The sequence below is a fragment of the Gilliamella sp. wkB292 genome (assembly GCF_001690235.1).
In the GTDB taxonomy this organism is placed as follows: domain Bacteria; phylum Pseudomonadota; class Gammaproteobacteria; order Enterobacterales; family Orbaceae; genus Gilliamella; species Gilliamella apicola_F.
Genome location: NZ_LZGO01000047.1, coordinates 72,239 through 97,461 on the forward strand (window position 1 = coordinate 72,239; position 25,223 = coordinate 97,461).

The following is a 25,223-nucleotide window of genomic DNA, read 5'->3' on the forward strand; positions in this document are numbered from 1 at the left end:
TGTTAAACTAACAGTAATTTTTTTATCGGAGCAAAGCTTTTTCGGTATAAGTGATTAATACCATGCGCTTCAATGGCAGTTAAATGGGCTTTAGTTGGATAGCCTTTATGCTGAGCCAGTCCATATTGTGGATACAATTTGTCTAATTTAACCATTTCACGATCACGCGTCACTTTTGCAAGAATCGACGCAGCACTAATTTCAGCAACAAGTAAATCACCTTTAACCACGGCTTGTGTTTGAATGCCGAATTTAGGACAACGGTTACCATCTACTAAAACAAAATTGGGTTTAATCGGTAATCCATCTACAGCTCGTTGCATAGCTAACATGGTAGCGTGTAAGATGTTTAACTTGTCTATTTCTTCAACAGATGCTCTTGCAATACACCAAGCTAATGCATTTTCTTTAATAATGTCAAATAGTTGTTCGCGTTTTTTTTCTGACAGTTTTTTTGAGTCTGTTAATCCCTTAATCGGTTTATTGGGATCTAAAATAACCGCTGCGGTAACGACATCGCCGCATAATGGTCCTCGTCCAACTTCATCAACACCGGCAATTAATGTGGCATCAGGGTAGGTAAATTCTAACAACAAGGTGAGTCCTCTAAAACATCAAGTACTGCTTGAGCGGCTTGTTCATCGGCATTACAACGAATTTGCTTATGTAACGATAAAAAGGTTGCTTTCAATTCCGTATTATCACTCTCTAAGAGAGGAATAACGTGATTAGCGATATTTTCGGGTGTACAGTCATGCTGAAGTAATTCAGGTACGATCGCTTTACCGGCTAAAATGTTAGGTAATGAAACATAGGGTGTTTTGATTAATTTTTTAGCTAGCCAAAACGTAAAGGCTTTCATTTTATACCCAACCACCATTGGACATTTAGCCAACATACATTCTAAAGCAACCGTTCCTGATGCCAAAATAGCTGCATTACTTGCAATCATTGCTTCACGCGCCTGACCATCGAATAATTGAACCTTAAGATTAGGGGCGATTTGTGCTTTAATTTGTTCAAACTCTTGTCGCCTTTTTGCATTAGCTAAAGGCACAACAATATGTAAATCCGGAAAACGTTGCTGTAGCAACTGAGCAGCTTGTAAAAAAGGTGCCGATAATAGCGTGACTTCAGCATGACGGCTTCCTGGTAATAGCGCTAAGCAACGATTATTAAGTGGGATGCCTAATTGTTGGCGCATTGCGAATTGATCGGGTATTAAAGGGATATCATCCGCCATTTTATGACCAATAAAACGACACGGCACATCAAACTTGTCATAAAACGCTTTTTCGAACGGTAAAAAGACCAAAATCAGATTTGTATTACGTTTGATCTTAAATACGCGTTTTTGTTTCCATGCCCAAACAGATGGGCTCACATAATGTATGGTTTTGATACCGGCTTGTTTTAGCCTACCTTCTAAAGAGAGATTAAAGTCAGGGGCATCAATACCAATAAAAACATCTGGTTTAAGGGCGATTAAGCGTTTAGTGATATCTTGGCGGATGGATAAAATGCGGCGCAATCTTCCTAATACTTCGACAATTCCCATTACCGATAACTCATCCATTTCATACCAAGCTTGACAGCCTTCGGCTTGCATTTTGGGGCCTGCGATACCGATAAATTGAATATTGGGATGAAGTTTTCTTAAAGCGCAGATTAGACCTGCGCCGAGAATATCGCCAGAGGTTTCACCTGCAACTAAAGCGACAGTAAAGGGCTTATCTGCCATTAACGAATCATGCCACGAGTTGAACGCGCAAAAAAGTCGACAAATAATTGTACTTCTGGATGCTGTTTTGCGAGTGTTTCAATTTCTATTTTAGCTTCATCTAAACTTAATCCGTTTCGATAAAGAATTTTGTAGCTATTACGAATTGCTTGTAGCGCTTCTTTACTGAATCCACGGCGTTTTAAACCTTCATAATTAACACCATGCGGAGTGGCATGATTACCTTGAGCAATCACATAAGGTGGTACATCTTGCGCAACGCCTGAACAGCCACCTACCATCACGTGTGATCCTATTACACAAAATTGATGTACAGCTGTCATACCACCAATAATGACATAATCGTCTAATTGAACATGCCCACCAAGTGTTGCATTATTGGCTAAAATGCAATGATTTCCAATATGACAATCGTGTGCAATATGGGCATTTATCATAAATAAATTATCACTGCCAATACGCGTTAACTCACCACCTTGAACCGTTCCTCGATGGATAGTCACACTTTCACGAATCATATTACGATCGCCAATTTCAGTGCGAGTTGGCTCACCACGATATTTTAAATCTTGATTAACTTCACCGATTGAAGCAAATTGATAAATTTGGTTATCGTTACCAATTTTAGTATGGCCATTGATGACAACATGTGATTTTAAAAAAGTCCCATTGCCAATTTCAACATTTTCACCAATAAAGCAAAAAGGTCCAATTTTGACGTTATCGCCAATTTTTGCGCCTTTTTCAATTACTGAACTTGGGTGTATTTCCGTTGCCATAGCAGTTCCTTAATACTGTTTTAGGAATATTTTAAAAATCAAGTTATTTACGAGCACACATCATTTCTGCTTCGCAAACCAACTTGCCATCAACAGTTGCAACTCCATGGAATAGTGCAATACCACGACGTTCTTTAATATATTCAACATCAAGCACGATTTGATCACCTGGCACAACCGGTCTTTTAAAGCGAGCTTTATCAATTGATGCAAAATAATAAAGTTGTCCTGGTGATAACTCTTCAATACTTTTAAAAGCTAAAATTCCCGTAGCTTGTGCCATAGCTTCTAAAATTAATACGCCAGGAAAAATCGGTTTATTTGGAAAGTGACCTTGGAAGAAAGGTTCATTAACCGTGACATTTTTAATCGCTTTTAATGTTTTACCTTTTTCATAACTAATCACCCGATCAACCATTAAAAATGGATAACGATGAGGTAATAAACTGATGATTTCTTCAATATCAAGGGTATTAAGTTCGGTAGTCAAAATAGCTATCCTTTTACATTATTTTCTATAAATTTTGTACATTATAACTGAGGATGCCACTATCACTCAAGGATGATTTAAATCCCCCCTTTTGTTTAACTATAACTATTATTGCTATATTAATAATAGTTTTATTAAATAAATGATCTGTAAATACTATATTATCCTATATCAAATCATATATAATGATCTGAAAATATAGCTAAAAAGTTCCTAACTTGGAGAGTAGTATGAAATCATTGATTAAAATGACGTTAGTAAGTAGTGCAATTGTATTGGCTTTGGTTGGCTGTGATGATAAAAAAACATCTCAAGAAAAAACACAGCCAGCAACAGATAAAATTACCATTTCAAATGATGCACAAAAAGAAGCTTATGCTTTGGGTTCATCATTTGCAACTTACATGAAAGCAAATTTAGAACAAAATCAAATTAAAGCCGACCAAGATTATATTATTAGTGGCTTTAATGAAACTTTCCGTGATGCATCTCAACTTTCAAAAGATGAAGTAAAAAATGTTTTAGAAGCATTCGGTAAACGTATTCAAGAAGAAAGTAAAGCGCGTTTTGAAAAAGAAAAAGCCGATAATACTGCCGCTGGTGATAAATTCCGTGCTGATTTTGCTAAACAAGATGGCGTTAAACAAACTAAATCTGGATTACTTTATCAAATTATTAAAGAAGGTTCTGATCGTCATCCAACTGCCGATGACACCGTTATTGTTCACTATACTGGAACATTAACTGATGGACGTAAATTCGATAGTTCTTATGACCGTGGTGAAACAGCAACATTCCCATTAAGCGGTGTTATTAAAGGTTGGACAGAAGGAATTCAATTAATTGGTGTTGGTGGTAAAATTAAGTTGGTTGTGCCACCTGATTTAGCTTATGGTGATCAAAGCTTCCCTGGACAAGGTGATAAAGCTTCAATTCAACCAGGTTCAACATTAATTTTTGAAGTTGAGTTACTTGGTATAGATAATGGTGATGCTAATAGCGAAAACCAAAATACTCAATCAGCCCAACCAAAGGCAACAAACTAATTTGAGTAATTCATTAAGTTACACTCTTGTCGTTTTGGGTCCCGCTTATGGGACCCAATCTGCTTATTGTGCCTATCAATTTGCACAATCACTATTAAGTCAAACTTCTTATCGTATTGAAAATATCTTTTTCTATGGCGATGGCGTGTATAATGCTAACGATTATACCGATCCGGCAAATGATGAATTTAATTTAATTTCAGCTTGGCAACAATTAGCGGAAAAATACGCCTTAAAGTTAGGTGTTTGTGTCGCTGCTGCACAAAGGCGAGGTGTGACTAAAAATAATCTTGCGCAATATTTTGAATTAACTGGGCTAGGAGAGCTAAGTGAATCAATGGCGATTTCAGATCGGACTATTCAATTTTAACTTAAGGTTATTGCAATGAAGAAAATTGCCATTATTATTAGCTCTTTACCTCATGGTGATGCTAAAGGTCGGGAAGCACTTGATATTGCACTTGCTGCATCGGCAATAAACGCTATTTCGGTACTATTTATTGACGATGGGGTATTTCATTTATTGCCAAATCAGTATCCTGATAAAATTTTAATGCGCGATTATATTGCTACTTTTAACCTGTTAGAGCTTTATGATATTGATGATGTTTATGTTTGTCAGTCTGCGTTAAACTCACGAAATCTAACTAATATCAACTTAAATATTCCACATAAAGTACTTGATGCACCATCTTTAAAACAATTATTAGCTAGTCAAGATGTGGTTTTACGGTTTTAACTATTAAAACTAAAACACAAATCAGTTTTAACTCTACCCACTGTTTAGATCTTTTTTACTTCTATTTGATATATTGGATGTGTATGGATGTTTTTATTACAAAATACTAATGATATAAGTTATTAATCCAACCTATTACTTTGCTAACCTCAGTAATAGGTTGGATTATTTTTATTAAAATAACTTATAGAAATTGAGTGATAACTCGGTTAGACCAATTTTTTCATTTGATCGGCAATTTTTTCAGCTTGCTGTCCAACCACAATTTGCACACCTGTTTTACCTAATTTAATTACTGCCATTGCACCAAGTGCTTTTGCTGCTTGTTCATCAATTAAGTCAGAATCATTAACACTTAGGCGTAAACGAGTAATACATGAGTCAATATTGGTTAAGTTTTCTTTACCACCAACAACAAGTAAATATTCCTGTGCAAGTTGAGATGCATCGCTAATAGCAAGTCCTGATTGTGAATCTTGGCTATTTGTCGTTACTGTTTCATCATCTTCACGACCTGGTGTTTTAAGATTGAATTTAACAATCACAAAACGGAATACAACATAGTAGACAACAAAGAACACTAAACCTTGTAATATCAACATATACCACTGTACAGCTAAAGGATTGCGGCTGGATAACAGCATATCGATTAAACCTGCACTAAAGCCAAAGCCAGCTATCCATTGCATGGTTGCAGCGATAAATAGTGAAATTCCAGTTAAAATAGCATGGATTACATAAAGTAAAGGTGCTACAAACATAAAAGCAAATTCTAAAGGTTCAGTAACCCCAGTGAAAAATGCGGCAAATGAAGCGGCTAACATGATCGATGCGGTTTTATCTTTGTTGCCTTTTTTCGCTGTATGATACATGGCTAATGCTGCGCCTGGTAAACCAAACATCATAATTGGGAAAAATCCTGCTTGATAGCGACCGGTAATACCAATGGTTGCTAATCCATCATCAATTGATTTTTGTCCACCAAGGAAGGTTGGTATATCATTGATGCCAGCTACATCAAACCAAAATACCGAGTTAAGTGCGTGGTGTAAGCCGACCGGAATTAACAAACGGTTAAAGAAGCCATAAATACCCGCTCCAATAGAGCCTAAATCTTTAATGTATTTACCAAAAGCAACTAATGCATCATAAATAGATGGCCAAATAAAATATAAAACAGCAGAAACTAATAGCATGACGATAGAAACAATAATAGGAACTAATCGTTTACCACTAAAAAAAGCTAACGCTTTATGTAATTCAACAGAACTGAATCGGTTATATAATTCAGCTGCAATAATACCAACTAAAATACCAACAAACTGATTATTAATTTTTTTAAATGCAGGAGAAATTTGAGATTGCCAACCATCAACACTGGTATCAATACCATTAAATAACGCAATAGAACTTGGTGAAAGTAATGTTGTGACAACTAAAAAACCGACTAATCCAGATAATGCAGCTGCACCATCTTTATCTTTAGACATACCATAAGCGACGCCTATAGCAAATAGGATTGGCATGTTTTCAATAATTGCACCACCAGATTTTATTAAAAAGGCAGCAATAATGCTATTTTGTCCCCAGCCATTTGGATCAATCCAGTAGCCTATACCAAGCAATATTGCCGCCGCAGGTAATACTGCCACCGGCACCATTAATGAACGCCCAATGCGTTGTAAATAAGCTAAAATTCCCATAAGTTAACCTCACATATTGTTAAACAATATCTAAAAAAGTTAAGTTAAAAACAGTTGTTAGATATTAGTAGTTATTTTTTTATATTTGATATTATATTATTTTACTTCGCAAATTAATTATTTAATTTTTGTGATTTTTGTCACTAATTTTTTTGATTAAATACTTTAATATAGTAAAATATAGTCAACATATTTTACTTTAAAAAAAAAGAAGTTATTTTATTATATCAGAAGAGGTAGTAGCACATGAGACTTATTCCTTTAGAAAATGCGCAACAAGTTGGCGCTTGGGTTGCACAGCGTATTGTTAATAAAATTAATCAATTTAAACCGACAGCGGATCGTCCGTTTTTATTAGGCTTACCAACCGGTAGTTCACCTTTAGTTATGTATCAACAATTAATCAAACATTATCAGGCAGGTCATGTCAGTTTTAAACATGTTGTTACCTTTAACATGGATGAATATGTTGGGTTACCGGAAGATCACCCTCAAAGTTACCACACGTTTATGCATGAAAATTTCTTCAACCATATTGATATTGATAAAAACAACATCCATATATTAAACGGTAATGCGCCAGATATCGATCAAGAATGCCGTGAATATGAAGAAAAAATTAAATCTTACGGTAAAATTAATATTTTCGTTGGTGGTGTGGGTCAAGATGGACATATCGCATTTAACGAACCAGGCTCTTCACTTTGTTCAAGAACACGGATTAAAACTTTAACTGAAGATACCATTATTGCTAATTCTCGCTTTTTTAATAATGATAAAAATCAAGTACCAAAACACGCACTGACTATTGGTGTTGCAACATTAATGGATGCACAAGAGGTAATTTTACTTGTTTGTGGTCATAATAAGAGTTTAGCACTACAAGCAGGTGTTGAAGGTTCAATTAATCATTTATGGACTGTGACTGCATTACAAATGCACCCAGCATCAATTATTGTTTGTGATGAGCCAAGTACTGATGATCTTAAAGTCAAAACCTTAAAATATTTTAAACAGATGGAAGCAGATAATCTTAAAATAACTGTTTTATAAAGGATAACTCAATGTACGCATTAACAAATTGTCGTATTTATACTGGTTATGAAATTCTTGAAAATCACGCCGTTATTATTGACGGCGATAAGATTAGCAAAGTTTGTAAACAAGAACAATTGCCAGCTGGCATCACTATTGATGATTTACAAGGTGCCATTGTTGCACCGGGTCTTATTGATATTCAAGTCAATGGTTGTGGTGGAGTGCAGTTTAATGAATCACTTGATGCTTTAAGTGTTAAAACACTAGAAGCAATGCAAGCAACAAACCTTGTTCATGGTTGTACCAGTTATTTACCGACTTTAATTACTTCAACAGATGAATTTATGATAAAAGCGGTAAATGTTATGCGTGAATATTTAGCCACGCATCCTAACCAAGCTTTGGGATTACATCTTGAAGGACCTTATATCAATCCAGAAAAGAAAGGTATTCATGATCCTAATATTATTCGTCAACCGTCGCAAAAAATGATTGATTTTCTTTGCGAAAATGCTGATGTGATTAAAATTATTACCCTTGCACCAGAAAAAGTTGAAAGTCATTTTATTCAACAGTTGGTTAATGCTGGTATTCATGTATCAGTTGGTCATTCTAATGCGCATTATGATGATTGTCGTCGAGGATTTAATGACGGTATTCGTTTAGGGACGCATCTATTTAATGCTATGCCTTATATTTCTGGGCGAGAACCGGGTGTAGTTGGTGCAATTTATGATGAGCCAGAGGTTTATGTCGGCATTATTGCTGATGGCCATCATGTGAGCTGGGCTAATATTCGTAATAGCCATAAAATAAAACAAGACCATTTAATTTTAATAACTGATGCGATGTTACTTGCTGGTTCAAATTTAACTTCGGGCGTGTTTGCTGGAAAAACTATCTATTATAAAGATGGGCGTTGCGTTGACGAAAATGGCACATTAGGTGGATCAGCGCTTACCATGATTGAGGCGGTGAAAAACGCAGTTGAATATGTGGGCATTGCATTGGACGAGGCATTAAGAATGGCAACGCTTTATCCAGCAAAAGCAATAGGTGTAGATAAACAACTGGGTACGATTAATGCAGGTAAAATAGCCAATCTTGTTGTTTTTAATCGTGACTTTAGAATAATTAAAACGGTTGTTAATGGGGTGATGACCCGCTAGAATGTCAGATAACGAATGAAATTATCTGAGTTAATCTATGACATTTAATTATCTAAACTTAGTTGGCAACGCTGAGCTAATCAAGCAACTTAATTATGCAATGATTTATCGTTTGATTGTTCAGCAAGCGCCAATTTCTCGAATACAACTTGCGGAAATTAGTCAGCTAGCCCCTGCCAGTATCACAAAAATCACCCGCCAACTGCTTAAAAATAGATTGATTAAAGAAGTTGATGCACAACAATCAACAGGCGGGCGTCCTGCTGTTTCTATACAAGCTAAGTTTAGTTATTATCAAACTATTGGCGTACAATTAAGTCGTTCACATGTCACTATTGAACTTTATGATTTAGGTGCGCATAGTATAGCGTTAGAGGTTTATCCATTAACCGCTTTTACTGAGCAAGAAGTGCAAGACTATCTTGTTGCGTTACTTAAAGAATTTATTCATAAAAATAGTAAAAAAGTGAAACGCTTGATAGCCATATCGGTTGTACTGCCTGGTTTGATAGACTCCGTACGAGGTATTGTTCGGTATGCTCCGCATATTCAAGTCAAAGAGTGGCATTTAGGTGAAGTATTACATCGTGAGTTTAATGTGACTATCTTTTTAGGCAATGATATTCAAAGTTTAGCGCTTGCTGAAAGTTATTTTGGTACCACACAAGATGTGGATGATTCAATATTGATACGTGTTCATCGAGGAGTTGGATCAGGCGTGATTGTTAATCAACAATTATTAACCAATCACAATCAAAGTGCTTGTGAAGTGGGTCATATTCAGGTTGATACACTAGGGGAACGTTGTCATTGTGGTAATTTTGGTTGTTTAGAAAATCGAGTTGTAAATAACGCTATAGAGCGCCGAGCTAAACAGATGATCGAACAAGGATACCCGACTAAATTAACGCTTACTGAGTGTAATATTGCAAATATTTGCAGTTGTGCTAATCAAGGCGATGAACTAGCTATTAAATTAGTTAAAGACGCGGGTGAAAATTTGGGGCGAGCTGTCGCAATTATGGTAAATATATTTAACCCACAACGTATTGTACTCGCTGGGGAATTAACCAAATCACCAGAAATTTTGTTAAATGCTGTAAATAGTGCATTAAATGCTCAGAGTTTAGAGGGATTAAGAAAAAACCTCACCATTAATTGTTCAGCGTTAAATGATTGTTCAGCTATAGGCGCTTTTGCACTTATTCAACAAGCATTATTTAACGGTTCGTTATTAATGACATTAGTTGAAGATAGTGAACAATAGTTTTTTGATGATAAAAAAAAGCCCGATGGTTCGGGCTTTTTTATTAGGCTAAAATACGTAACATTCTTCTTAATGGTTCTGCCGCGCCCCATAATAGTTGGTCGCCAACGGTGAATGCTGATAAATAGTCTTTACCCATATTAAGTTTACGTAAACGTCCAACTGGTGTTGTTAACGTACCAGTAACTGCAGCTGGTGTTAATTCTCGCATTGAAATTTCACGATCATTAGGTACCACTTTTACCCAATCATTATGTGCAGCTAATAATTTTTCAATTTCTGGCACGCTGATATCTTTGTTTAATTTAATTGTGAATGATTGACTGTGGCAACGTAGAGCGCCAATTCGAACACAAAGTCCATCAACAGGGATAATTTTGCTGGTTCCTAAAATCTTATTGGTTTCAGCTTGGCCTTTCCACTCTTCTTTACTTTGTCCATTATCGAGTGCTTTATCGATCCAAGGAATCAAGCTACCGGCTAAAGGCACACCAAAATTATCGGTAGGTAAGCTTCCATCACGCATTTTTTGTGTTACTTTACGCTCAATATCTAAAATTGAAGAATGTGGATCTTGCAATTCTTTAGCAACTTCGGCATTTAGCATTCCCATTTGGGTTAACAGTTCGCGCATATGACGTGCACCACCGCCAGATGCTGCTTGATAAGTTGACACTGATACCCAATCTATCAAGTTTTCAGCAAATAAACCACCTAAAGACATTAGCATTAAACTAACGGTACAGTTACCACCAACAAAGGTTTTAATACCTTTATCTAAAGCTGCGTGAATATTCGCTTTGTTAACGGGATCAAGCACAATAACAGCATCATCTTCCATACGTAAAGTTGATGCGGCATCAATCCAGTAGCCTTGCCAGCCTGTCGCGCGTAGTTTTGAATAGATTTGGGAAGTGTAATCACCACCTTGGCAGGTGACAATAATGTCTAATGCTTTTAGTGCATCAATATTATCTGCACTTTGTAACGTTCCTGTTTTTCCACCAAAAGTCGGTGCAGCAGCACCTGCTTGAGAAGTTGAGAAAAAAACAGGGTTGATATAATCAAAATCGTGTTCTTCAACCATACGTTGCATCAGAACAGAACCCACCATTCCACGCCATCCGACAAAACCAACATTTTTCATAATTTATTTCCAAAAAGTAGATGTTATATAAATAGTCACTTTTACTATTAAAGCAAAATATCATCATAAAACAAAGTAAGATAAGAATTATTTTTTTAGATTATTAAAAGATAACAGTGAATTATATAAAACTATGGTTATTTAAATTGCTAGCTTGTTTTTATTGATGTTTGTTACCTATTCATTTTTTACAATGATAAGTGCGTTTAAGTAACATAATTAATGATAGAGATTGTCATAAATAATATTCACTCTAATGTTAGCAATTTTTAATTATGGTGTTGGCATGGTTTGCCAAATAAAAAACTCGACTGTATTGAGAAAATTATCCAAAAAATGCCCTTCATATTGATCTGCAATAACTAACACCTGCTGTTTTTCGCTATGGTTTATCGCATTAAGGCGAGCGATAAATTTAGCACTTTGCCATGGTGCGACACGCTCATCTTTCAAACCTAGCGAAATCATAACCGGTGGATACGTAACATTATCTTTTAAGTTTAAATAGGCATCTATTTTAGATAAATCATTTAACTGTTTTGCGTTTAATGGCGAACCAAACTCGGCAAAGTTTGCTTTGCCAATGGCGATGTTATCTAATCGGCTCATATTTAACATACCCACATTAATAGATGCCGCAGCAAAAAGTTCAGGATGTTTAGCTAATGCCATGCCAATTATAATACCACCCGCACTCTCACCGCTGATAACTAGCTTAGATGGTTGGGTAATATGATGATTAATCAAATATTGTGCGCATTTTATAAAGTCATCAACTGAGTTTTGTTTATTAGCTAAGCTACCGCCACTATGCCAATTTTTTCCTAATTCTCCACCGCCTCGAACGTGAGCAATTGCAATTATTCCACCTCTTTCAAGCCAAATTAAACGTGTCGCATCAAAAAAAGCGAGCTGACTTACACCATATGCACCATAGGTCGTTAACCATGTAGGAGCAGTACTATCATATTTGATCCCTTTAGGATGAATAATCGTCATGGGAACGAGTGTGCCATCGCTTGATTTTATCCATTGTTGTTCAGCCTCATAGTTGGCAAACGAAAAAGCACTGGGATTAATCATTTTTGTATCTTGAATTAATCCATTATCAGGATCATAACTAAATATTTTGGGTGGGACAGTCCAATTTTGAGCAGTAAATAATATTTCTTTGCGATCTGCATTACTAAAAATGGCTGTTACTTCTTGATTATTGGCAAGTGGAATCAATTTAACATGATGAGTGTCAGCAAAAGAGATAGTTACAAAGTGGGGGATTGTTGACTCATGATAAGCTAAGTAAATAGCATCTTTGCTTGCTGCAAATTGGGTCAAATCTCCATTTTGCCATTCCATAATTTTTTCTTCTGGTTGGCTATTCTTATTTAGATTCACGCGAGAAATAGTATAACCAGACAAATTATTATGTTTAGCTAAATATAACCAATCATCTTTTAGAATAAAATTGGTCACATTTTGTTTTCTATCGATGATTTTTTGCCAATGAGCATTATTTTTTTGAAGATCATCATAAGGTGTTATATACAAATCGATACTATAACCCGATATAGAAGGTGAGATCGAAGCAATAGCCCAATTTGACGAAAAGGATAATGAAGTATTTTGATCGGTAAAGGGGTTATAATCGGATATCTGGCCAGTACCAAATATTAAAACATCATTTTGTCTATTTGCGTTTAAATAGTGACGATAGACCTCTTCTGTGCCGGATTTTTGACTATTACTTTGATATCTATCATTTCTTTTATAAAAAAAAGATAAATTATCTTTAGACCAAATGATACTTGGATCTGATATACCGGTTATATCATCGTTAAGATGTGATTTGGTCTTTACATTAATAATTTTTATTGATGATATCTCAGCACCATTTTCATAAATGCTATAAGCAATATATTGACCATCATATGATGGATAAAAGTCATATATGCCATAGCCAATAGGAGGATCAATTAATACTTTTTCATTATTGAAGCGATCTTTAACAAAAAGACGATTATATGGATGATCTGTTGTTTGTTTGAAATAAAAACAATTATCACCTACGTATTGAATATCAGATATTCTAGGTTCAGCGCCAAAATCTGTTAACTCATTAAACCGCTGACTCACTGTTTTTTGCCAAGGTAACGCATTTAGTGTTTTGACAGTACGTTCAGATTCAGACAATAACCAATTATTGATTAACTGTGGTTGATTTTCCATCCAACGATATTTATCGTTCGCGTCGATTTGTTTTAATGTTAATCCATTATTAGTTGTACAACAGCTACAAATACTACTTAATAATAGTATCAATATTATGATAACCGTTTTATCTTTAAATATAGTCAAATTTGCTTACCTATTTATTTGATGATCAATGTAAGGCTTTAAATAGAAAGGTATTACTCGTAATGGATAAAAGCAAATATAATTTTATTGTGATTAAAAATATATTTGCCTTATTGAAGTTAAATTAATTGTTTTTATTTGACCAGTTTAAAACTCTTCATCTTCTATTATTGATGATGTCATCGACACGATATTATAGTGTTCAATACTTTGTTGAGCTGTTTGCATTAGTTCTGGTAATAAATCATCTAACGCCATTTGCGTTCTTAGCATAAATGTTGCCAATAACATGGGTATATTCACCCCAGTAACAATTTCGAGATTTGGGTAATTTGCCATTAGTCTGGTTAATGTATTAAAGGGGGTGCCACCTTTTAAATCAACAAAACAAAGCAGAGTTTGTCCTTCCTGTGTTAGCATTGTCAATGTTTGTTCAATTTGCTGTTGAAAATCATCTAACGATTGCTCCGTTAAAAAAGGGACAGCTTCACATTGTGTTTGTTTACCACAAATCATTTCAGCACTTTCAATAATGCTGTTTGCCATTGGTCCATGGGTGCTGACTAATACTGCAATCATTGGCAATGTTCTCCTTAGTAATCTAAGCAACGATAATAACGACGAATTGACATTGGATGACGATTTAAGTGTTCGACATAAGCATCAATTCGATTATTGATAGTACGAAAAACAAACGGTGATAAGTGTCCACGATATTTTTCAGAGATACCCGGTAATTCATAATCTTTGGTATCAATAATGGTGTAATTTCCACAAATTTGTGGTAAGAATTTAGCGACACGTTCACTTAATGGGCGCTGTGTATCTTCACCAACATAAACAGTAACTGCCGTATCACGGTCGATCACTTCTAATGTACCATGAAAAAATTCAGCTGATTCAATGGATTTTGAACGTAACCAATGTTGTTCTTCCCAATAACACATAGCATGAGAATACGTTGCTCCCCATTGATTGCCCGCGCCAACAAAATAGTGCATTGTATCGTTATGGTGTTTTTCAGCAACTTCTTGACCAAATTTATCGGCTTTTTTGGCAACAGCAACAATATTTTTAGCAAAGTGTTGATCCATTTGTTGATAAAACTCATCATAATCAGGGAACTCACCGGCTAAATACATTAAACGATCTGCTGTCATAAAGAATTTTAATTGTTCATTCATTGGGTAAGTAATAACATGGTGTGCCATTTTCCCTAATGGTGTATCAGCTTTATCCATGAAAGCGAATATGGTTGAACCAACTTCTTTTTGAATTTTCTCAATAGCTGCAACGACTTCTTGTGTGGTACCTGTGACAGATGAAATAATGATTAATGTGTCTTTAGTGATACGTTTGTTTCCTGTTACTAGATATTCAGCCGCATGTTGAACAAAAGTTTCAATGGCTGTTTTTTCTTTCATATGGACAACTGCTTGCATTGATGATGCATAAGTGCCACCAATACCTAACCAACAAACATTGCTGTAACCACGTTTATGAATTTTATCAATAAACTCATTAATTTGTGGACGTAATGCTAATGCACCATTCATGCTATTGAGTTCTTTTTGTTCGTCATATTTTCTCATACTGTAACCCTCTTTATTTTAGATTTAGTGATTTCATCAAATTCTGGATATGTTGATTTTTCTAGATTGTGACCTTTTAATTGCGATACTTGATAACTGAGTAAGTGAATTGGGATGGTCATAAATAGTGATGATAAAAGTTCATCACAGTCAATATTTAAGCACAAATCGGCTGTTTTCGGTGTTTCGGTATTATGTGCATAAATAGTTGCAATGTTTTGCACATATTGTTTTAAAAACTGTTTTAACAACTCAGCTCTGTCCATGAGTCGACCTTGTGGCTCAATAAAAACGATATAATCATCGCGATGCAAGCCAAGATAGGGTCCATGCATGTACTCTTCTAATTCTTTGCCAAATGCTGTATTGCGTACGGTTTCAGTGAATTTGGTTTCACCTTCGCGTGCAATGCCATATGTTGCGCCATAACCAATAAAAATCACACGGTTAGTTTGATTGAATTGATCTTGATGTTTCGCAACCCAAGCTTGTGATTGCAAAATGATTTGTGGCAGTAATTGAGTTATTTTTTGTATTTGTGCGAAATAACTTTCAAATTGTTGAGCGTTAATATGCCCTAGTTTTTGACCAATAGCTAAAGTGATTAACATCAAATCGAGTATAGTTACACTATAACCTGCACTAACATAAGGCATTTCCTCAATTGGCATTCCCATTGATAAAATATGATTACTCACTTTATACAATGGACTGCTTGGATTGCTGGTTAAACTGTAAATAGTTTGATTATTCTCCACAAATTGTTTAACTAAATGAATCGTTGAGTAACTTTCACCACCTTGCGAAATAGCAAAATATAAATTGTTAGGATCGTTATAATATGAATAATTAGCCGCAATAGAAGGATCTTCTATATAAACTGGCACGTTTAATATTTTACTCATAAAAGGGCGAGCACTATAGGCCGCATTAGCGCTTGAACCTGTTGCAAAAATAACAATTGCATTAAGTTGTTTAATCTGGCTTAAATCGATAATATGAGCAAATAACGTTTGGTAATTATCGAGTATATGCTGATAATACTCAGGTTCTAAAGCCACATAATCTGCAATACTTTTCATTGTTTTCCTCTCATTAACCTAACAAACCGCTCCAGGCTCCAAAAATACCAATTGCCGCAATTAATAATAGAATCCAATGTGCTTTAACTTCTTTTTTAACCAGTACAAAAATAAACAGCGTAAAGAGCAACGGTAATATTTGTGGCACAATTCCATCAAATATATCTTGCAGTGATGCAGCATCTGAACCTGATCCAATTTTTAATGGCATATTTAAGGTAACCATAGTGGCAACCATCGCCCCGACCACACAAAGCCCTAATACTGAAGCGCCGTAGGATAATTTATCCATCAATCCTGTTTTTTGAACTTTATCGATAAATGACGTCCCAATGTTATAGCCTATCAGTAAGCCAAAATAACGTGCCAAAATCGCTGGGACATTAAAAATCAGTAAAAATAGTAGCGGGCCTAAAATATTGCCTTGCAACGCTAACGAGGTACCAATGCCTGTTGCAATGACACGTAGTGTTCCCCAAAAAAATGAGTCACCCAAACCGCTTAATGGTCCCATTAGGGCAATTTTAACGTCATTGATTGAGTTTTTATCAAACTCACTGTCTGTAGCATGTTGCTCTTCCATGGCAATACAAATACCCAATGGAAAGGTGATTAACCATGGTGTGATATTATAAAATTCAAGGTGTCGTTGATAGGCATCGGTTAATTCTACTTTGTTATTACTGTAGATTTTATCCAAAGCCGGACGCATAGCATAGGCATAGCCTAAATTCATTTGTCGTTCATAGTTCCATGACCATTCAGCGGTAAAAGAGCGCCAAAAGGTTCTGTTTAACTCTTTATTGGTTACTAATTTAGAATTCTTCATTTTCATAATCGATCTCCTGTGATGCTAATGCATTACCTGTATTTGTATTGAGCTGTTGGTTACCTTCGTCTATTGCGCCTTTTTTGCCATTAAATGCAGAATAACCAGTCAAAATTAAGGCAAGACAAGCACCAAAAATAGCTACGCCGGTAACTGGCACTTTCATGTATACCGCTAATGCAAAGCCAAGAACAAAGAAGGTAGTATTGGTTTTTTTGATCATAATTTTCATTAACATTGCAAAACCAAAAGCTGGTAGTAGCCCTGTGGCAATACCTAAACCATCAATGATAAATTTAGGTATCATCTCTAATAAGCTGTTAACAGCGGCACTACCAAATAAATAGGAGAATCCGACAACTAAGCCAATTGGCAGATTGATTGAGAAAAATCCACCTAAGATATTCATTCTATCCATCCCTTTACCATTGCCTTCACTGGCATATTTGTCTGCTTTGTGAACAAAATAAGGAAGAATAAAAAGGAAACAGAGATTTTTGACTAATAACACCAGTGACGCAATTGGAATACCTAATGTTAAAGCAATTTCAGTACTTTTACCTGCACCAATAGCAAAAGCGGTACCTAAAACACTGCCTGAAATTATTTCGGGAGGAATCGATCCCCCAATAGAAAACGATCCAACAAAAGCTAACTCTAAGGTTGCACCAATGATAATGCCTTGAGTAATATCACCCATAACTAAACCTGCTAAAGTACAGGTGACGAGCGGGCGAGATAACATTGATGATCCTAAAAAGTATTCAGCATTTGCTAACATCGCAATTAAAGCTAATAGAAGTGCTGTTAATTCGATACTCATGTGTTGTATCCTCTAAATTATTTTTCAAATTTTTGCTTTGCTTCACTCGGAACTTGTTGAATGTAAATATCAATGCCATCTTGTTTTAGTGCAGTTAATAAATCTGCTTCTTGTTCAGTTAGATTGATAGTTTTAGAATAGCTCTTCGTTCCTTCGCGTGGTTTTGTGCCACCTAAATTGAGGCTGGTTATTTTTCCTTGTGTGCCTCTAATTAGCTTTTCAGCATCGGCAACCGATTCAACAACGATCAGCATTTGATATTTATCAGTTACACCAGAATTAATTGCCTCAATGCTGTCATCAATGGATTTCATGACTAATTTGCCATGTTCAGGTTTAGCTAATCGAATAGCTGATTTGCGTAGTTCGTCATTTGCCACCGTATCATTAGCGACCAAAATAGTATTGGCTCCAACGCTATCGAACCATGAAACAACAACTTGACCATGTAATAAACGATGATCAACACGTAATAATTTAATCATTAATTTTCCTCCTAGGTGAAATCGACAACATATTTAGTATTAGTAGCAAATTTATATTCAATGGCTATTGGTTCGCTGTTAATATCAAAATAGTGGTTAGAAATTTTAAATAATGGGTTATTAATTTTGATACCTAGCTGTTTGGCAAGTTCAGCATTGGCAACAATTAATTGTAAATCTTGTTCTAATTTATCAACTTTCTTTTTACTCGAATTGACAATTTCGAGTGCCGATAACACTTTTATTATGGAAAGTTGAAAATCAGGAAAATAGTTAAGAGGTAGCAAAAAAATAGCTTTTACGACACTGTTTTTTGCCACTTCAAGAAAGCTAATATAATAAATAAGCTCGGACGATTTTATTTTTAATAATTGACTGTAGTAGCTTCCTGCTTGTCTTAAATAAGACTCTTTGATCACTTTTTTATCATTCTGATAATCATAGGGTTTGATGATGCCCGTCATTTCTAGAATATTTTGCGTTGAAAGTTTAGGTGCAACAAATAACCCCACCCCTTTCTTTCTTACAACTTGATTTTTTTCAACTAATAGGTCTATTGCTTTACGAATAGTTGTTCTACTTACGCCGTAGTTTTGTTGTAGCTGGCCTTCTGGCGGTAATGCGGCACCAACACCATACCTACCCGTATCTATTAACTCGCTTAACTGAACTGCAATTTTTTCAAATAACTTCATTTATCTGTCTCGCTATAATTGAAGATATTTTTAGCCGATAAGTGATATTTAAATCGGTTACCTATTAAATATTGCTCAGTGTGTTCAAAAGGCTCAAAGTTATTATCGTAGTTATAACTTGAAACCTTATAGATTGGTGTTTGTTCTTTGATACCTAAATACTTGGCACATTCTTTATTTGCGGTTTCGTAGGTAATTTCTTCCCGACCATGACTCGGTATTAGCTGGTAATGATCTTTTAAATATTGATAAAGCGACACATTGCTCAAATTTTGTGTTTCTAAACCTCTGAATTTTTCGAAGGGTAAATAACAGATCTCGTAAGATAAAGGCATTTCACCTAATACGCGTTGCCTAATTATTTTGAGTAATTGGTGATTAAAATTAAAGAATTTTGTCAATTCTGAGGGAATCTTGATAACTTGGTTGGAAAGAACTTTGATTTTAATTTGTTTTGGATTTTCTTTATCTATTTCTTCACTAAATGAAGACATTTTCAACATATTGATTTCAAAGATTGTTGGATATTGTGTATTTTTTTTAGCAGAAAAAACATAGCCTTCCATGGCCAAATCATTTAACGCTTTTCTAACCGTTGTTCGACTGACGCCAAAATATTCGGCAAGCCCACGTTCTGTGAATTTATCCTTTATTATGGCTGGATTTGCTTTAATTTGCTCTTCAACAGCTGTTTTGACCGCAATATCACGATATTCCAATAGTCATCCCCTTCCTTTTTGGATCGTAATATCCAAAAGATATATCTTAAATCCATTTTTATTGGTTAAAAATTAATTAAAAAAATATATCTTGTCAATCTTAAGTACCAAAATTGTTGTTATGATCACAATATTTATTGTAAGTGACATTAAATCAGTAAGATAATAAAAAATAGAGCGGGGAAGAGAGGATGACTCGCATTTCATGCTCGTCCTTTGGGCCGTTGCTTTAGCAATGTTGTCTCGCTACGCTCGGCTCGAACCTCGGTCGGTTCTCATCCTTTAAGCTGAAGCGGATAATAAAAAAGCCCACTTAATGAGCAGGCTTTTTTATTTAAAATTGGTCGGCGAGAGAGGATGACTCGCATTTCATGCTCGTCCTTTGGGCCGTTGCTTTAGCAATGTTGTCTCGCTACGCTCGGCTCGAACCTCGGTCGGTTCTCATCCTTTAAGCTGAAGCGGATAATAAAAAAGCCCACTCAATGAGTAGGCTTTTTTATTTAAAATTGGTCGGCGAGAGAGGATAACTCGCATTTTATGCTCGCCCTTCGGGTCGTTGCTAAAGCAACGTTGTCTCGCTACGCTCGGCTCGAACCTCCGTCGGTTCTCATCCTTTAAGCTGAAGCGGATAATAAAAAAGCCCACTCAATGAGCAGGCTTTTTTATTTAAAATTGGTCGGCGAGAGAGGATTCGAACCTCCGACCCACTGGTCCCAAACCAGTTGCGCTACCAAGCTGCGCTACTCGCCGTTAGATTTTTTGCTTCATAAAATGGGGTGGCTAATGGGATTCGAACCCACGACAACTGGAATCACAATCCAGGGCTCTACCAACTGAGCTATAGCCACCATTGAAGCAGGACGAAATATTACGCATAAAAAACAACATTGTCCAGCATATTTTTTAAAAAATATACCAATTGGTTATATTAAAAGCGCTAAAAGTTTAATCTTTTAGCACTAAAACGTAGTTTAAGCCTTATGTGACATGATATCAATAATCTGAGTATCAGTTGCTTTCATGCTATTACTAGCGATGGCCCCTAAGTTGTTGATTGAATTTTCAACACTATCACAAACTATACCTTCGTTTCCTGTTACCCGAATATGGTTTAAAGCCATCAGTACAGCTTTAAACGCTGATGAAACAGATGTTGAAACTTTCATTGCACAGCTATTTGAAGCGCCATCACAAATGATGCCTGATAAGTCGCCAATCATATTACAAATTGCCATATCAACAGGTTCATATTTGCCTTGACCAAGTAACCATGCCATACCCGCTGCTGCGCCCATAGCGGCTGTTGACGCTGCACAAAGAGCCGATAAAGGCGGAAACTTGCTATGAATATAAATGGCAATGGTATGGGATAACATTAATGCTCGAGCTAATTGTTCAGGTGTTGCATCTAAATAGTCTGCTACCACTACAACCGGCATGGTAGCGGTGATTCCTTGATTACCTGAACCTGAATTGCTCATGGCTGGTAACGTTGCACCACCCATACGCGCATCAGATGCAGCAGTTGTGCGAATAATGACCTTTGAAAGCAAATCATCAGCTAATAATCCTGTTTGGGTTTGTTCATGTAATGTTGAGGCAATACTTAATCCATAAGCATGCTTTAATCCTTCTTGAGAAAGGGCACAATTTAATTCGGCAGAGTGTAAAATGAATTGAATATCTTCAAAATTTGCATAGGTTGCAAAGTCATAAATTAATCTTACCGATACCTGTTTGATGATATCGTTATTGTTTAATTGATTTGTAGCAATGTTATTTTGTTTAAAAATAACGCTACTGTTTTTTTCAATCAAAATAACATTGGTATGTGAATTTTCGATGCATACTTTAACATGATCGTGTTCTGTATAAATATTGACTTCACAGTAGATGGCTTGATTATTGTTGGCTATTTTCACATTCACTTTGTTATCTACTAACATTTTTTTAGCTAAGGTGATTTGCTCTGGTGTTATATTTTTTAATACTTCAAGTCCAGCCTTTGCATCGCCACCTATCGCGCCAATTGCTGCGGCAATAGGTAATCCAACCATGCCAGTGCCAGGCACAGTCACGCCCATACCGTTTTTCATTAAATTTGGTGAAACATAAGCATCAATTTTTTCAATATTATTTTTGTTTAGATATTGAGCCGCAACAGCAGCGGCAAATGCTAATGATATCGGTTCAGTACAACCAAGCGCGGGTAATACTTCATGTTTCACCAATTTAATTAATTCTTGCCACATTACTTGTTGTTTCATTGTTTATCTCCATATTTTAATGGTAATGTTGATGGTGAAATGTTACCTTCTTGATAGCATACTATTTTATTTAATATTTATTGAAAATTGAACGATGTGATTGCAGCGTAAACAGTATAAGGCTTAATTATTTGCTGTTTGATATTAATAACCAATCTGACAATTTTGACTTAAATAATATGGTAAGTAATTTAACTGATAAATACTATTCAAATTCTTTCAAAAAATATAATAAGCAATAATATTTATCTTAAATTTTTTATATGGTTGGTTAGTAAATTAAATAATCAGGAATAGTTCAAAATATGTAATATTTTAGTAAAACTACCTGACTTTTTTTTAATTATTGCAATAATGTAAAGACCTAAAATTTAGATAATAATGGCGATTATGATAAATATTTTATTAATTGATGATGATATTGAATTATCACAAATGCTAAGTGAATATTTGACCAATGAAGGTTTTAATATTAAAAGTGTTTATTTGGGTAAAGATGGTATTGATGAAGCATTATCGGGTAAGTATCGTGCCGCAATTTTAGATGTTATGTTACCTGATATTAATGGTATTGATGTATTAAAAAGCATACGTCAGCAATGTAATATGCCCGTTATTATGTTAACAGCTAAAGGCGATAATATTGATCGGGTGTTAGGCTTAGAGCTTGGTGCTGATGACTATATTCCTAAACCTTGTTATCCACGAGAATTATTAGCTAGGTTGCGAGCTGTTTTACGTCGGTTTGATGAACGTTCAGTTGAAATGGTCGATGACAAAAAATACCATTTTAATGGTTTAACGCTTGATTTACCGCAGCGTCTTTGTACTTGGAATGGGCAAGTTATTGATTTGACATCAACTGAATTCAATTTATTAGTTTTATTAGTCAAACATAGTGAACGGGTTGTGACTAAAGAAGAGCTATCTGAAATAGGATTAGGTCGAGCTAGAGAGCTTTATGATCGTAGCGTTGATGTCCATATTAGTAATATTCGTCAAAAACTGTCTCAAGTAGCACAAAACGATGTGACAATTGAAACCATTCGAGCAGTAGGTTACCGTATCCGTTAACGATAGAGTAGGCTTTGGTATGAATCGTCGATTATTTTGGAAAATACTGATTATATTTTGTGTGATTTTTTATCTTACCTTTCAGTTAACCTGGATAGCTTTCTCCTTTTATGTAGAAAATAGAAATCAACGTTTTCTTAATCATATGCCGACCAAAGTCGATATGATTGCGCAATTGTTACATGTCGCGGGTGAAGATGAAACACTTAATTTTATTGCGCATTTACCTGAACGTGAACGGGCGTTGTTATCAATAAAATTAATTTCCCCTCAAAATGATCAAGTTAATATATTGACTGATGAATTAGAGTCACCAACTTATATTTATCAACGAACAGCTATTGCGCCTGATGGTACTTTATATGCTGTTTCGTTCAAAGAAGATAAAGATGATCGTAGCAAAAAGGTATTTTTTAGTATGCCGTTGCCAATTATGTTAATGGGGGGATTTGTTGGTTTAGCTTTTAGTCTATTTTTAGCATGGAACTTAACTAGGCCAATGCGGTTATTGCGACAAGGCTTTTTTCGTGTATCACAAGGTGATCTTTCTGTCAGGTTATTTAAAAAATTAAAGCCTAGACGTGATGAACTCAGTGAGTTGGGTAAAGATTTTGATATGATGGTTGAACAATTAAATATTTTAATTTCAGATCGTCAAGCACTTTTACATGATGTGTCACATGAGTTGCGTACGCCGCTTGCGCGTTTACAGTTAGCCATTGGGCTTGCCCAACAAAATAAACAAAATATTGATACTGCTTTAGCGAGAATTGAATTAGAGTCAGAACGATTAGATCAGTTAATTGGTGAAATTTTAAATTATTCACGCGCCGAAATGAATAATCGTACTGATGAATATTTTGATTTAAAAGATTTAATTAGTGTGGTGATTAGTGATGCTAATTATGAAGCCAATCATCAATTAATTGATGTACATTTTAATTTAGCATCCATAACGCATTCTATTATTAAAGGTAATTCGGAACAAATTCGCCGAGCAGTTGAAAATATTATTCGTAATGCAATTCGTTTTTCTAAAGCTGGGCAAGCTGTCGAAGTATCGTTAAAAGAAGTGGGTAAATATTTGCAAATTGAAGTCAAAGATCGTGGTCCAGGTGTTGATTCAAATAAATTATCGAGTATTTTTGAACCGTTTGTTCGTATCCAGTCAGCACAATTAGGTAAAGGTTATGGTTTAGGTCTGGCAATTGCAAGAAAGACCGTCATTATGCATAACGGTACTATTCAAGCAAATAATCGTGATGGTGGGGGATTAGTGGTCACTATCAAACTTCCTTATTGGCGTAACCACTAATGTATTATTAATAACACTCAGAATTAACTGTTAATACATATTGTTTGACTAAACTTTCAAGTGTAATTTTGTCGTGACCAGTAAAATTGAGTCTTTGTATAATTTTATCAGGCTCACTGTCTAATATAGCTTTATATTGCGCGATATATTGGCTGGAAATAGGTTTGTATGACCAGTGCCACTCTTCTGGCAAATATCCTCCTTTACGACCTTCATTGAATGGCTGGCAAAAACCATATTTAGGTAAATTTTTTTGTAGCCATTGGTAAAGTATGATGCCTTTTTTATCATTTCTAAAATAACTTGATGAAACACTGGTAATGTCAATATCTGTTCCCCAATGATGTCTTGAGGTACCTGGCATAGATGATAGTTTTAAAATTTGCTCAGCAATTTTTTGGGGTTCATGAAGTTTTGGTAACAAGTCATCCCATTTACGTTGCCAAATGCCATTTTGATACGTGTAATTACGAGTTGCACTCACAACTATAAACGGTATATCTGGATAAGACTTTTTAAAGTCGTTATAAGCTTTAATTAACTGCTGGGCAGGTTCTTTTTGCAGATACATGCCTTTTTTATTAACAGGTAAAATTGTTGAATCTAACGCAATAAAATTGTTATCTTTCTTTTCGTCAAATTGACCTGTTAATTTATCTAATGAAATTGGTTGTGCCATAGCGAATGTTGAACATAAAAGTAAAGTTATTGTGTGCGTAATCGTTAACGTTTTTTTTAAAATTGTTGAATTCATTTTCATTTATAAATCACTAATATTTATTAGCCAGATAAAGTGAAAACCAGTATAATCCTTTCCCTAAAAATTTAAATAGCCATAATGTGTAAAAACGAGGCCTTATGTTAACAT

General features: G+C 35.3%; 25 protein-coding genes, 2 tRNA genes and 3 other RNA genes. 8 read left to right on the forward strand and 22 right to left on the reverse strand.

The window, feature by feature from the left end; translation table 11 throughout:
• Nucleotides 1–2 precede the first annotated feature (2 nt).
• Genes rnhB through fabZ form a run of 4 tightly spaced genes read right to left on the reverse strand, consistent with a single transcriptional unit; the run spans nucleotide 3 to nucleotide 3,010 of the window.
• The gene (gene rnhB / locus A9G09_RS04885) at nucleotides 3–596 is read right to left on the reverse strand and encodes a ribonuclease HII (RefSeq protein ID WP_255307660.1); all 594 of its coding nucleotides are present in this window, start codon (nucleotides 594–596) and stop codon (nucleotides 3–5) included.
• Nucleotides 587–1,741, reverse strand: a complete 1,155-nt coding sequence (gene lpxB / locus A9G09_RS04890) for a lipid-A-disaccharide synthase (RefSeq protein WP_065633781.1) — start codon at nucleotides 1,739–1,741, stop codon at nucleotides 587–589. Before lpxB ends, rnhB begins: the two co-directional genes overlap by 10 nt.
• Complete coding sequence (lpxA, locus tag A9G09_RS04895; RefSeq protein ID WP_065633782.1) at nucleotides 1,741–2,520, reverse strand: acyl-ACP--UDP-N-acetylglucosamine O-acyltransferase; 780 nt, start codon at nucleotides 2,518–2,520, stop codon at nucleotides 1,741–1,743. Before lpxA ends, lpxB begins: the two co-directional genes overlap by 1 nt.
• Nucleotides 2,521–2,563: 43 nt before the next feature.
• Nucleotides 2,564–3,010, reverse strand: coding sequence for a 3-hydroxyacyl-ACP dehydratase FabZ (gene fabZ / locus A9G09_RS04900; protein ID WP_065558097.1), 447 nt, complete (start codon nucleotides 3,008–3,010; stop codon nucleotides 2,564–2,566).
• A gap of 230 nt (nucleotides 3,011–3,240) precedes the next feature.
• On the opposite strand from fabZ, the gene fkpA reads away from it, so the two are divergent.
• The 3 genes from fkpA to tusC are packed head-to-tail and all read left to right on the forward strand — an operon-like array spanning nucleotide 3,241 to nucleotide 4,795.
• Entirely contained in the window at nucleotides 3,241–4,056 is an 816-nt protein-coding gene (gene fkpA / locus A9G09_RS04905; RefSeq protein ID WP_065633783.1) for an FKBP-type peptidyl-prolyl cis-trans isomerase, read from the forward strand.
• A 1-nt stretch (nucleotide 4,057) separates the two neighbouring features.
• On the forward strand, nucleotides 4,058–4,426 hold the full coding sequence (gene tusD / locus A9G09_RS04910) for a sulfurtransferase complex subunit TusD (protein WP_065633784.1): 369 nt from the start codon (nucleotides 4,058–4,060) through the stop codon (nucleotides 4,424–4,426).
• A gap of 15 nt (nucleotides 4,427–4,441) precedes the next feature.
• Nucleotides 4,442–4,795, forward strand: a complete 354-nt coding sequence (gene tusC / locus A9G09_RS04915) for a sulfurtransferase complex subunit TusC (RefSeq protein ID WP_065633785.1) — start codon at nucleotides 4,442–4,444, stop codon at nucleotides 4,793–4,795.
• Between the two features lie 209 nt (nucleotides 4,796–5,004).
• Here the strand turns inward: tusC and nagE are convergent, their stop codons facing one another.
• A complete protein-coding gene (nagE, locus tag A9G09_RS04920) occupies nucleotides 5,005–6,498 on the reverse strand; it encodes an N-acetylglucosamine-specific PTS transporter subunit IIBC (RefSeq protein WP_065633786.1) in 1,494 nt (497 codons plus the stop codon).
• 246 nt (nucleotides 6,499–6,744) lie between these two features.
• On the opposite strand from nagE, the gene nagB reads away from it, so the two are divergent.
• From nagB to A9G09_RS04935, 3 genes are read left to right on the forward strand one after another with little or no spacing between them, the layout of a single operon-like run.
• Complete coding sequence (gene nagB / locus A9G09_RS04925) at nucleotides 6,745–7,551, forward strand: glucosamine-6-phosphate deaminase (protein ID WP_065633787.1); 807 nt, start codon at nucleotides 6,745–6,747, stop codon at nucleotides 7,549–7,551.
• Nucleotides 7,552–7,562: 11 nt separating this feature from the next.
• Nucleotides 7,563–8,705 (forward strand): N-acetylglucosamine-6-phosphate deacetylase, encoded by a 1,143-nt coding sequence (gene nagA / locus A9G09_RS04930; protein WP_065633788.1) that lies wholly within the window; start codon nucleotides 7,563–7,565, stop codon nucleotides 8,703–8,705.
• Between the two features lie 37 nt (nucleotides 8,706–8,742).
• Nucleotides 8,743–9,972, forward strand: a complete 1,230-nt coding sequence (locus A9G09_RS04935; RefSeq protein WP_065633789.1) for an ROK family protein — start codon at nucleotides 8,743–8,745, stop codon at nucleotides 9,970–9,972.
• A gap of 43 nt (nucleotides 9,973–10,015) precedes the next feature.
• On the opposite strand, the gene asd is transcribed toward A9G09_RS04935, so the two are convergent.
• The 16 genes from asd to A9G09_RS05015 form a co-directional block, all read right to left on the reverse strand.
• Entirely contained in the window at nucleotides 10,016–11,119 is a 1,104-nt protein-coding gene (asd, locus tag A9G09_RS04940) for an aspartate-semialdehyde dehydrogenase (RefSeq protein WP_065633790.1), read from the reverse strand.
• A gap of 273 nt (nucleotides 11,120–11,392) precedes the next feature.
• Complete coding sequence (locus tag A9G09_RS04945; protein WP_065633791.1) at nucleotides 11,393–13,474, reverse strand: prolyl oligopeptidase family serine peptidase; 2,082 nt, start codon at nucleotides 13,472–13,474, stop codon at nucleotides 11,393–11,395.
• A gap of 147 nt (nucleotides 13,475–13,621) precedes the next feature.
• A complete protein-coding gene (locus A9G09_RS04950) occupies nucleotides 13,622–14,053 on the reverse strand; it encodes a PTS sugar transporter subunit IIA (RefSeq protein WP_065633792.1) in 432 nt (143 codons plus the stop codon).
• A 14-nt stretch (nucleotides 14,054–14,067) separates the two neighbouring features.
• The gene (locus tag A9G09_RS04955) at nucleotides 14,068–15,066 is read right to left on the reverse strand and encodes an SIS domain-containing protein (RefSeq protein ID WP_065633793.1); all 999 of its coding nucleotides are present in this window, start codon (nucleotides 15,064–15,066) and stop codon (nucleotides 14,068–14,070) included.
• The gene (locus A9G09_RS04960; protein ID WP_065633794.1) at nucleotides 15,063–16,148 is read right to left on the reverse strand and encodes an SIS domain-containing protein; all 1,086 of its coding nucleotides are present in this window, start codon (nucleotides 16,146–16,148) and stop codon (nucleotides 15,063–15,065) included. Before A9G09_RS04960 ends, A9G09_RS04955 begins: the two co-directional genes overlap by 4 nt.
• 13 nt (nucleotides 16,149–16,161) lie before the next feature.
• Complete coding sequence (locus A9G09_RS04965) at nucleotides 16,162–16,983, reverse strand: PTS system mannose/fructose/sorbose family transporter subunit IID (RefSeq protein WP_065633795.1); 822 nt, start codon at nucleotides 16,981–16,983, stop codon at nucleotides 16,162–16,164.
• Nucleotides 16,964–17,800 carry a PTS sugar transporter subunit IIC gene (locus A9G09_RS04970; protein ID WP_065633796.1) on the reverse strand — a complete coding sequence of 279 codons (837 nt, stop codon included), beginning with the start codon at nucleotides 17,798–17,800 and terminating at the stop codon, nucleotides 16,964–16,966. Before A9G09_RS04970 ends, A9G09_RS04965 begins: the two co-directional genes overlap by 20 nt.
• Before the next feature lie 17 nt (nucleotides 17,801–17,817).
• A complete protein-coding gene (locus A9G09_RS04975; protein ID WP_065633797.1) occupies nucleotides 17,818–18,285 on the reverse strand; it encodes a PTS sugar transporter subunit IIB in 468 nt (155 codons plus the stop codon).
• An 11-nt stretch (nucleotides 18,286–18,296) separates the two neighbouring features.
• Nucleotides 18,297–18,980: a GntR family transcriptional regulator gene (locus A9G09_RS04980; protein ID WP_065633798.1), complete on the reverse strand. Its 684-nt coding sequence runs from the start codon at nucleotides 18,978–18,980 to the stop codon at nucleotides 18,297–18,299.
• The gene (locus A9G09_RS04985; protein WP_065633799.1) at nucleotides 18,977–19,699 is read right to left on the reverse strand and encodes a GntR family transcriptional regulator; all 723 of its coding nucleotides are present in this window, start codon (nucleotides 19,697–19,699) and stop codon (nucleotides 18,977–18,979) included. The genes A9G09_RS04980 and A9G09_RS04985 overlap by 4 nt, the downstream gene beginning before the upstream one ends.
• A 175-nt stretch (nucleotides 19,700–19,874) precedes the next feature.
• A non-coding RNA gene (locus A9G09_RS04990) (RtT sRNA) lies at nucleotides 19,875–19,999 on the reverse strand.
• Nucleotides 20,000–20,040: 41 nt separating this feature from the next.
• Nucleotides 20,041–20,165, reverse strand: a non-coding RNA gene (locus A9G09_RS04995) — RtT sRNA.
• A 41-nt stretch (nucleotides 20,166–20,206) separates the two neighbouring features.
• Nucleotides 20,207–20,331: non-coding RNA, RtT sRNA (locus A9G09_RS05000), on the reverse strand.
• A 41-nt stretch (nucleotides 20,332–20,372) separates the two neighbouring features.
• Nucleotides 20,373–20,449 (reverse strand) — tRNA-Pro (locus tag A9G09_RS05005).
• A gap of 22 nt (nucleotides 20,450–20,471) precedes the next feature.
• Nucleotides 20,472–20,547, reverse strand: a tRNA-His gene (locus A9G09_RS05010).
• A gap of 123 nt (nucleotides 20,548–20,670) precedes the next feature.
• Nucleotides 20,671–21,966 carry a serine dehydratase subunit alpha family protein gene (locus A9G09_RS05015; protein ID WP_065633800.1) on the reverse strand — a complete coding sequence of 432 codons (1,296 nt, stop codon included), beginning with the start codon at nucleotides 21,964–21,966 and terminating at the stop codon, nucleotides 20,671–20,673.
• A gap of 393 nt (nucleotides 21,967–22,359) precedes the next feature.
• On the opposite strand from A9G09_RS05015, the gene A9G09_RS05020 reads away from it, so the two are divergent.
• Both A9G09_RS05020 and A9G09_RS05025 read left to right on the forward strand, forming a co-directional pair.
• Entirely contained in the window at nucleotides 22,360–23,040 is a 681-nt protein-coding gene (locus A9G09_RS05020) for a response regulator transcription factor (RefSeq protein WP_065633815.1), read from the forward strand.
• Between the two features lie 19 nt (nucleotides 23,041–23,059).
• Complete coding sequence (locus tag A9G09_RS05025; RefSeq protein WP_065633801.1) at nucleotides 23,060–24,355, forward strand: ATP-binding protein; 1,296 nt, start codon at nucleotides 23,060–23,062, stop codon at nucleotides 24,353–24,355.
• Between the two features lie 7 nt (nucleotides 24,356–24,362).
• Here A9G09_RS05025 and A9G09_RS05030 read toward each other — a convergent pair whose 3' ends face one another.
• Nucleotides 24,363–25,115 (reverse strand): M15 family metallopeptidase, encoded by a 753-nt coding sequence (locus A9G09_RS05030; protein WP_065799281.1) that lies wholly within the window; start codon nucleotides 25,113–25,115, stop codon nucleotides 24,363–24,365.
• Nucleotides 25,116–25,223 lie beyond the last annotated feature (108 nt).